Origin of the sequence: Colwellia sp. MB3u-41, assembly GCF_014076845.1 — a bacterium.
Taxonomy (GTDB): Bacteria; Pseudomonadota; Gammaproteobacteria; order Enterobacterales; family Alteromonadaceae; genus Colwellia_A.
In genome coordinates, this window is sequence record NZ_JACGUT010000004.1 from 1 (window position 1) to 841 (window position 841).

Genomic DNA, 841 nt, shown 5'->3' on the forward strand with positions numbered 1-841 from the left:
AGTTCGTGCAGAGTTTGATTCAACGTTCTCTGCATATAACAAGTTGCTCAAACGGAAAAATAACAGTTGGCCATCGCTTCGCGATTATAGCCAACCATTATTTTCCGCTTAGCAAAGCGTTATAATTTTAGGAACCTATGAGTAAATATCTAAGTGTTTTAATTATTTTTCTGACCTTTAAGGCTTATGCTACTTCAGATTCAATTGAAGTCACTATCGATAATTTATCATGCTTAGGGTTTGAAATAACTAGCTTGAATGATAATCATCTTATAGTTACATTTCCTTCTGCACTTAAAAACCATGAATTAACTAATACTTTAGTTAGCTATACATTTTTAGGTGAAAAAACTCTCATCGTACAAAATAGGTTTGATTCGTCAACTGAAAAACACGAGGTGGAAATTGGTTTTTTACAAGGTATTGATAACGGTGCAGATGCATCCCTTATTGGTTATTATGTGTCAAATACGAAACAAGACTCAAAAGTTTACAAATTTCCATCCTTAGCTAAATTAGTAAATGTAAAAGCTGAGTCGTGTAAAAAATTATAACAAGCCATTCAAGCAGGACTTTTAACAGTTGGTTAGGTTCCGCTTCGCTACACATTTTAACCAACAATTAAAAGCCTCTTAATGGGGCGTTATATGCTCTTAATAAATACGTTTTAGGGCAAGACATGTTTAGCTAAGTGTTTTACGCTAAACTCGGTGTAGTGCAGCACTAATAAGCATTGCCTCTTTTACCTTTTTCAAAGGTGGCAACGCTATTAGTTTGTTCAGGCAGCTGTGAGTAGCGTAAAATTCACGGCTATTTTTTATTTTATGGGTAACTTAAGTTC

General features: G+C 34.2%; 1 protein-coding gene. It reads left to right on the forward strand.

Translation table 11 applies throughout. The features are described from left to right. The first annotated feature begins 137 nt into the window (after nt 1–137). Nucleotides 138–554, forward strand: coding sequence for a hypothetical protein (locus H4J73_RS00295; RefSeq protein WP_182223089.1), 417 nt, complete (start codon nt 138–140; stop codon nt 552–554). Nucleotides 555–841: the final 287 nt, after the last annotated feature.

Excerpts from the sequence above, each read along its gene's own strand:
- H4J73_RS00295 (WP_182223089.1), top strand. The coding sequence starts at position 138 with ATGAGTAAATATCTAAGTGTTTTAATTATTTTTCTGACCTTTAAGGCT.